The 8,266-nt window shown below is 63.5% G+C and carries 6 protein-coding genes (1 of these 6 cut by a window edge); 2 read left to right on the top strand and 4 right to left on the bottom strand.

Going from position 1 to position 8,266, the window contains the following annotated elements; all coding sequences use genetic code 11:
* Positions 1–1,041, top strand: partial view of a M23 family metallopeptidase gene (locus EN859_RS06210; RefSeq protein WP_189501738.1) — the 3' portion only. It extends 927 nt beyond the left edge of the window; the window shows 1,041 of its 1,968 coding nt (coding positions 928–1,968); the start codon falls outside the window, past its left edge; it ends in the stop codon at positions 1,039–1,041.
* A gap of 13 nt (positions 1,042–1,054) precedes the next feature.
* Here EN859_RS06210 and EN859_RS06205 read toward each other — a convergent pair whose 3' ends face one another.
* Entirely contained in the window at positions 1,055–2,614 is a 1,560-nt protein-coding gene (locus tag EN859_RS06205) for an MFS transporter (RefSeq protein ID WP_127852422.1), read from the bottom strand.
* 173 nt (positions 2,615–2,787) lie between these two features.
* Here EN859_RS06205 and EN859_RS06200 point away from each other — a divergent pair, with 173 nt between their 5' ends.
* Positions 2,788–3,420, top strand: a complete 633-nt coding sequence (locus tag EN859_RS06200; RefSeq protein WP_127852423.1) for a TMEM175 family protein — start codon at positions 2,788–2,790, stop codon at positions 3,418–3,420.
* 63 nt (positions 3,421–3,483) lie between these two features.
* Here EN859_RS06200 and EN859_RS06195 read toward each other — a convergent pair whose 3' ends face one another.
* The 3 genes from EN859_RS06195 to clpB all read right to left on the bottom strand — a co-directional run bounded on the left by EN859_RS06195 (position 3,484) and on the right by clpB (position 8,170).
* Positions 3,484–4,932 (bottom strand): L,D-transpeptidase family protein, encoded by a 1,449-nt coding sequence (locus tag EN859_RS06195; protein WP_127852424.1) that lies wholly within the window; start codon positions 4,930–4,932, stop codon positions 3,484–3,486.
* A 237-nt stretch (positions 4,933–5,169) separates the two neighbouring features.
* Positions 5,170–5,529, bottom strand: a complete 360-nt coding sequence (locus EN859_RS06190; protein ID WP_127852425.1) for an MmcQ/YjbR family DNA-binding protein — start codon at positions 5,527–5,529, stop codon at positions 5,170–5,172.
* A gap of 34 nt (positions 5,530–5,563) precedes the next feature.
* The gene (gene clpB / locus EN859_RS06185; protein WP_127852426.1) at positions 5,564–8,170 is read right to left on the bottom strand and encodes an ATP-dependent chaperone ClpB; all 2,607 of its coding nucleotides are present in this window, start codon (positions 8,168–8,170) and stop codon (positions 5,564–5,566) included.
* Positions 8,171–8,266: the final 96 nt, after the last annotated feature.

Raw genomic sequence — 8,266 nt, 5'->3', positions numbered from 1 at the left:
AACGCACCGGCGCTCAAGGCCGGAACCGTGCTGCGCGTCGGGCTTGAGGTGCGTGGCGACGCCGCCAAGGTTGTTCGCACCAGCATCTACGACCGCACCCAGCACATCGTGACCATCGCGCTCGACGATCACGGCCAGTATGTGCCGGCGCAGGAGCCGGAGCCCAATCCCGAATTGCTGACGGCATTCGACGATTCGCCGCCGGTGGTGGTGCGCGGTAATCTGCCGAACATTTATGACGGAATCTATCGCGCCGCCTATTCCTACGGCATATCGAAGAAGCTGACCCAGCAACTGGTCAAGCTGCTGGCATCTGATGTCGACTTCCAGTCGCGGCTCGGTCCGTCGGACCGTCTCGACGTGCTGTTCTCGCAGCCGGATGGCGACGACCAGGCGTCCGACGAGTCCGAGCTGCTCTACGTTTCATCGACCTTTGGCGGGCAGACGCGCAATTTCTACCGCTTCCAGATGCAGGACGGCAGCACCGACTATTTTGACGAGAACGGCAGCAGCGCCAAGCAGTTCCTGCTGCGCAACCCCCTGCCCAATGGTCGCTTCACCTCTGGCTTTGGCGCCCGCAGGCATCCGATCCTCGGCTATGTCCGTATGCACACAGGCACTGACTGGGCCGCCCCCATCGGGTCGCCGATCATCGCTGCCGGCAACGGCGTCGTCGAGAAGGCCGGCTGGGCTGGCGGCTATGGCAAGCAGATCATCATCCGCCACGCCAACGGCTACGAGACCTCCTACAATCACCAGAGCGCCTTCGCCAAAGGCATCGAGCCGGGCGTGCATGTCCGCCAAGGCCAAATCATTGGCTATCTCGGCCAGACCGGTCTCTCCACAGGCCCGCATCTCCACTACGAGCTGATCGTCAACGGCACCAAGGTCGATTCGATGCGCGTCCGCCTGCCGGTCGGCAAGGTGCTGAAGGGCGACGACCTGGTTGCCTTCAAACGTGAGCGCGAGCGCATCGACGACCTGCTCAAGCAGCAGGATAGCGATTCGCTGAAGGTCGCCAGCGCCAAGATCGAAGGCTAATCCTTCACCTGAATCAGTTCTGCGGATTCTCAGACTGGCCCGACCACGGTAGCGGCTGCCCGGAAACAGTCGCCCAGGCGATGACTGCCGAAAGCAGGCAAAGCAGCGCGGTCACTGCGGCGATGACCGCGAAGGCCGCATCGCTGGCGGCAACCCTCGCCGCATCAAGATCTGCCGCCAGGCCGGCCGGCGCCGGTTCGCCGAAGTCCGGAATGCCGGACGCGGCACCGGTGTTCAGCCCGGCCGCATAGATCCAGGCCGCCAGCGAGCCCATCGCCGCCACGGCGATCAGGCCGCCGATGCGCGAAACGGCATTGTTGATGCCCGAGGCAGCACCGGTGTCCTTGTCCTCGACCGCCGTCATGATCGCGGTCGACAGCGGCGACACGACCAGTGCCATGCCGAACCCCATCAGCGCCATCAGCGGAAACACCCCCGCCCAGAAATTGTGGATGCCGACGTAGGCCAACAAGGCAAGCCCGGCAAAAGCGAAGGCGACGACGAGGCTGCCGCTGGCGATCGGAAAACGCGGTCCGATGCGGTCGGACCAATGGCCGACGGGCCCTGACAATAGTGCGATCAACGCCGACAGCGGCAGGAAGATGAAACCGACCTCAGCCGTGCTCAGCCTCCACCCGGCGATCAGCAGCATCGGCAGGTAAAACAAATTGGCCGACAGCGCGAAGTAAAGGAAGAAGGTCGCGACATTGGCGCCGGCAAAAGCGCCGATGCGAAACAGCGAGAGATCGATCATCGGCTCGCGCTGCCGGCGCTCGAAGACAATGAAGGCGATGAGCAGCACCGCGCCGGCAGCGATGCTCGGCCCTGACATCTGCCCCTCGCCCTTGGCACTCATCGAGGTCAGGCCGTAGGCCAGCGCCCCGAATGCCAGTGTGGCAAGTCCGGCGCCGCCGAGATCCAGGCTTCGCTTTTCCGTCGGCGCATCGGCGGGAACCCTTGCCAGCAGAAGGTAGATCGAGATCAGCCCGAGCGGCAGGTTGATGGCGAAGATCGCCCGCCAGACGCCGTCGCCGAAGGTCGACAGGACGAAGCCGCCAAGCACCGGGCCAAGTGCCGTCGTCAAGGCCGAGGCAGCCGCCCAGATGCCGATCGCCCTGCCGCGCTCGTTCTTCGGATAGGCCTTGGCGATGATGGCGAGGCTGCCCGGCACCATGACGGCAGCGCCGATGCCCTGGATGGCGCGAAACGCGATGAGCACTCCCGGATTGGGCGCCACCGCGCAGGCGAGCGAAGCGGCGATGAACAGGGCAATGCCGGCCACGAATGCGCGGCGCAGGCCGAAGCGGTCGCCCGCGGCGCCACCGGCGAGGATGAGCGCCGAAAGTGTCAATGCATAGGCGTTCGAAATCCACTGCGCCTCGGCAAGGCTGGCGCCGAGGTCGACGCGGATCGCCGGCGTCGCGATGGCCAGGATCGAACCGTCGATGAAGCCGAGCGCGGAAGCCAGGATCGCGGCAATCAGCACGAACCTGCGCCGCGCCTGCGGACAAAACGCGTCGCGTGGAAGTGTACCGGTCAGGGGGACGGCGGCGGCTTCGCTCGGAGACTTCATGGAGCCTGATTTAGACCTCCAGCGCGCCTGCAACAATCTGCCAGCGGGTTGATCTCGTTGAAACCAGATTCGGCGACGGCCTGACCGCATGGACAGGATCATGCCAATCCGGGTGCAAACGCCCGATGTCGTGCTAAGTTTTCGTAACGCCGCAAACAAGGGGGGAACGCTGCATGAAACGACCGCTTGAACCATCGGCAGAAGCGCGCAGGCGCGTCGTCGGCATCACCGATGGCGTCTTTGCCATCGCGCTGACCCTGATCGTCCTTGAGATCAGGGTGCCGCCGCACGAAATGGTCCGTTCCGAAGGCGAATTGCTGGCGGCGATCGCAGCGCTGGCGCCGCGCTTTCTGACCTATGCGCTCAGCTTCCTGACGCTGACCATCTTCTGGTTCGGCCAGCAGGCCCAGCATGGGCTGATCGCAAAGTCCGACAGACGGCTTGCCACGCTGAACCTGTGCTTTCTGGGCTTTGTCGCCTTGCTGCCGTTCTCGACCGACCTTTTGGCTGACTTCCTCGAATTCAGGACCGCTGTGCTCGTCTATTGGCTCAATCTGCTGATGCTCGGCGCAACGCTGCTCGCCAGCTGGCGCTATGCGGAGAAAAACGGTTTCCTGGCGGAAGGCGTCGACGCAGAGACCACACGGACGGTTTATCTGCGCATCGTCAAGGCTCAGACTTTGTGGGCGCTCAGCGCCGCGCTCTGCTTCATCAGCCCCTTGCTCAGCGTCGGCTTCATTCTGGTGGTGCAGCTGATCTACGCCGCAGCGTTGCGTGCGCCATTCCTGCGCAAGATCATCGGCTGATTAATGCATGTCGCCCAAAGTGCGTAGCGGTTCTGGGATAGCGACATTCATAGAACAAGGAATTCAGTCGGTGAACTCCACCGTGACGCCCGGCGAGACGATCTTGGCGAGCTCGCGCGCGTCCCAATTGGTCAGCCGCACGCAGCCATGGCTTTCGGTCTTGCCGATCTTGGACGGATCGGGCGTGCCGTGAATACCGTAGGTCGGCTTGTCCAGCGCGATCCAGATCGAACCTACCGGGCCGTTCGGCCCCGGCGGTATGGTCAGCACCTTGTCGTTTTCGCCCTGCTTGAAATTGATGCTCGGATTGTAGGTGTAGTTGGGATCGAAGGCGACCCGCGACACCGTGTGCGTACCTGACGGCGACGGCGTGTCCGCTGAGCCGATGGTTGCGGGGTAGGCCGCGACCAGCTTGCCCGACGCATCATAGGCGCGGACCTGCTTGTTGGCCTTGTCGGCGATGATGCGGGCAACCGGCGTCGCCACCAGCCTGCCAAAGTTGGCGACCTTGATGATCGTGCCGGGGCGGTTGAAGTTGGCCTCCGGATTGAGCACCTTCAGGTAGTTTTCGTCCATGTGGAAGCGCTCGGCCAGCGCTTCGGTGACGGACGTGTAGCTCAACCGGTCGAGCTGCGCCTTCTGGCTGTAGTCTTCCGGCACCGACGCGACATAGGGGCCGGCGGCATCTTCGGGTGTGATCGTATAGGAAGCGAAGGCATCGCCGCCGGATTGCGCAAGGGCGGCCTTGATGCCGACAGCGTCGGTCGACTTCAGATTGCTGCCGGTGATCTCGTTGTAGGCGGCAAGTGCCTTGTCGACATTCGAGCCGAACCGTCCGTCGATGACGCCGGGAGAGGCGCCAGCGCGGTCGAGCAGCACCTGCAGCTCCGCCACATCCTCTCGCGCGCCGAGCGAAAGCGGCGGTTCGACGACGCTCTTGCCGCCTGGCGGCAGTACTGCCTGCTCGCTCGGCTCTGTCGGAGGTTCTATCGAAGCCTCGTCAAGCGGCTGGCGCGTGACGGGCGGTTCGGTCGGCGACACCTCGGGGTAGATGCCACCATCCTGCGGGGCGTCCGGAAAGACCTGCTCGGAATTGTCGCTATATGGATCGTACTCATCGACTGGCGGCGCGATGATCCGGCCTTCCCCTTCCAATTGCTTGCGGCGCAAGCGCGCCATGTCCTCGGGATCGTCGAGGTAGTAGCGGTCGTCGTCCTCGACCGGCGCGCGGCCAAGTTCGCGCAGCCGCATTTCGCGGCGCAGCGCACGGCGGTCGAGCCTGGTCTGCGGCGGCTGGATGGCGATGACCTTGCCGGTGTCCGCATCAACGATGACGCGATTTCCCCTGGCATCGTAATAGACATCGAGATTGCCGTCCTGGGCGAGAAGGATGCCGCCGGAATCGGCCATCCGGGCGGTCCGCGGCGGAGTCTCCTGCGTCGGCGCCGCCATCACGCCGGAAGACAGAAACCCGGCTGCGAGTGCCGAAAGGCAGAAGATCGTGCGGAACATTGTTGCCAAACTCTCCAGTCAGTAATTGCCGCCGCCCGGCATTGTTCATACCCGGCGAACCCCTTCGCCAGCCAATCAGTTATCCAGGATAAGGTTCCAATATGAACCGGGCATGAAGATGGCGGATTTCCGGCGGCTGGAGCATCGGACCCAAAAGTGGAAATCGGTTTTTTGGGAAAATCCAATGCTTAGACAAAAGACAAGGCGGCGACCCGATACGACTTGAAGGTCCGCCGATTAGAGCCCCAATTCCTTGCGCGCCTGCCTCGTCAGCTTGAGGGCGACAAGGCGATGGCTTTCGCGCAGGTAGTCCTTCAGCGCCTCATCGTCCATGCTTTGGCGTGTCTGGCGCTGGATCCATTTCATGCCGCGCGACGCAAGATAGGGCGCGGGCCTCAGACCAGGCTGCTCCTTAAGCACGTCATAGGCGATGTCGGAACATTTGAAGGTGACGAAGGGATCCTTGCCCTCATCCCAGCCGCCGCCGATCGCAAAGACCTTGGCTCCGACCTTCCAGACATGGGCGCCGCTCCACTGGACGACATGGGTCGTCGCAGGCAGCGAGGCGCAGAAGCTGTTGTAATCGTCCAGCGTCATCTGCGCCCCACTATCAATGCAAGGCCGCCTCGAATCAGGCCGCCGCCTCCGCCGCCACCACAGTCGGCTTCGACCGGAAGTTCAGCCGGTCGGAACCGGCAGTGACCTTGACGGTGGAGCCGTCGAGGATGTCGCCGAGCAGGATCTTCTCCGCCAGGGGATCCTGCAGGTCCTTCTGCATCACCCGCTTCAGCGGCCGCGCGCCATAGGCTGGGTCGTAGCCCTTGGCCGCCAGCCAGTCGATCGCTTCCTGGTCCAGCGAAAGCGTGATCTTGCGGTCCACAAGCAGGCTTTCCAGCCGATTGAGCTGGATCTCGACGATGCGGCCCATATCCTGCCGGCGCAGCCGGTGGAACAGGATCACCTCGTCGACGCGGTTAAGGAACTCCGGCCGGAATGCTGCCCTGACAACGCCCATCACCTCGTCGCGCACCACATCGACATCCTGGTCCTCGCCGAGATTGACCAGATATTCGGCGCCGAGGTTCGACGTCATGACGATCAGCGTGTTGCGGAAATCGACCGTGCGGCCCTGCCCGTCGGTCAGGCGGCCGTCATCGAGCACCTGCAGCAGCACGTTGAAGACGTCGTGATGCGCCTTCTCGATCTCGTCGAACAGCACGACCTGGTAAGGCCGGCGCCGTACCGCTTCGGTCAGCGCACCGCCTTCCTCGTAGCCGACATAGCCGGGAGGCGCGCCGATCAGCCGGGCGACAGAATGCTTCTCCATGAACTCCGACATGTCGATGCGCACCATGGCGCTCTCGTCGTCGAACATGAAATTGGCAAGAGCCTTGGTCAATTCGGTCTTGCCGACGCCCGTCGGCCCGAGAAACATGAACGAGCCGATCGGCCGGTTCGGGTCCTGCAGGCCGGCACGCGCGCGACGCACGGCCTTGGACACCGCTTGCACCGCCTCGCCCTGGCCGACGACGCGCTTGCCGATCTCGTCTTCCATGCGCAGCAGTTTCTCGCGCTCGCCTTCCAGCATCTTGTCGACCGGAATGCCGGTCCAGCGCGACACGATATGGGCGACATGGTCAGGGGCGACCACCTCCTCGACCATGCCGGCCTTGCCGTCACGGGCCTCTGCTTCTTTCAGCTTCTTTTCCAGTTCCGGGATGCGGCCGTAGGCCAGCTCGCCGGCGCGCTGGAACTCACCCTTGCGCTGGGCAATGGCAAGCTCGTTGCGCGCTTCGTCGATCTGCTTCTTGAGATCGGCGGCGAGGCCGAGCTTCTGCTTCTCCGCCTGCCACTTCGAGGTCAGCTCCGTCGATTCCTCTTCCAGATCGGTGAGTTCCTTCTCAAGCCGGGCAAGCCGGTCCTTCGACGCCTCATCCTGCTCGACCTTCAGCGCCTCGCGCTCGATCTTGAGCTGCATGATGCGGCGGTCGATCTCGTCCAGCGACTCGGGCTTCGAATCGACCTGCATCCTGAGCCGCGATGCGGCCTCGTCGACAAGGTCGATCGCCTTGTCCGGCAGGAAGCGGTCGGCGATGTAGCGGTTGGACAGCGTCGCCGCCGCGACGAGAGCCGAATCCGAGATGCGCACCTTGTGGTGCTGCTCGTATTTTTCCTTCAGGCCGCGCAGGATCGAGACAGTGTCTTCCACCGTCGGCTCATCGACGAAAACCGGCTGGAAGCGGCGGGCAAGGGCTGCATCCTTCTCCACGTGCTTCCTGTATTCGTCGAGCGTCGTCGCGCCGACGCAGTGGAGCTCGCCGCGCGCCAGCGCCGGCTTCAACAGGTTCGACGCATCCATGGCGCCATCCGCCTTGCCGGCGCCGACCAGCGTGTGCATCTCGTCGATGAACAGGATGATGTTGCCATCGGTGGATGTCACTTCGGAGAGCACGGCCTTCAGCCGCTCTTCGAATTCACCGCGATATTTGGCGCCAGCGATCAGCGCACCCATGTCGAGCGCCATCAGCTGCTTGTCCTTCAGCGATTCCGGCACGTCGCCATTGATGATGCGCAGCGCCAGCCCTTCGGCAATCGCCGTCTTGCCGACGCCCGGCTCGCCGATCAGCACCGGATTGTTCTTGGTGCGGCGCGACAGCACCTGGATGGTGCGGCGGATCTCGTCGTCACGGCCGATGACCGGATCAAGCTTTCCGGAGCGCGCGTCCGCCGTAAGGTCGCGCGCGTACTTCTTCAGCGCATCATAGCCCTGCTCGGCACTCGCCGAATCGGCGGTACGTCCCTTGCGGACGTCGTTGATGACTTGGTTGAGCGCCTGCGCGGTCACCCCGGCCTTGGCAAGGAGATCGGCGGTCTTGGCCGATTTCTCCATGGCGAGCGCCTGCAGAAGCCGTTCGACGGTGACGAAACTGTCGCCGGCTTTCTTTGCCAGCTCCTCGGCGGTCGAAAACACTTTTGCCAAAGGCTGAGCCAGGTAAAGCTGGCCATTGCCGCCTTCCACCCTGGGCATGGCTTCGAGCGCCGATTCGACGCCGAGCTTGACGTCTCGGACATTGCCGCCGGCGCGCTCGATCAGCGACGTAGCCAGGCCCTCGTCGTCATCGACGAGGACTTTCAATATATGTTCGGGGGTGAACTGCTGGTGATTGCGCGAGAGCGCCATGGTCTGTGCGGACTGAATGAAGCCGCGTACGCGCTCGGAATATTTCTCAAGGTTCATCTCTGTCTCCTTCCGTCACCGGCCCGCTTTGCGGCACCAGATCAGATTGCGGTGACGGACCCGCCCGTTAGAGCCGGATCCTGTTCAGGCGAGATA

It is taken from the genome of Mesorhizobium sp. M00.F.Ca.ET.216.01.1.1 (assembly GCF_004010325.2).
In the GTDB taxonomy this organism is placed as follows: Bacteria; Pseudomonadota; Alphaproteobacteria; order Rhizobiales; family Rhizobiaceae; genus Mesorhizobium.
Note: the sequence above shows the minus strand (reverse complement) of the source record. Positions and strands in the feature narration are given on the sequence as shown.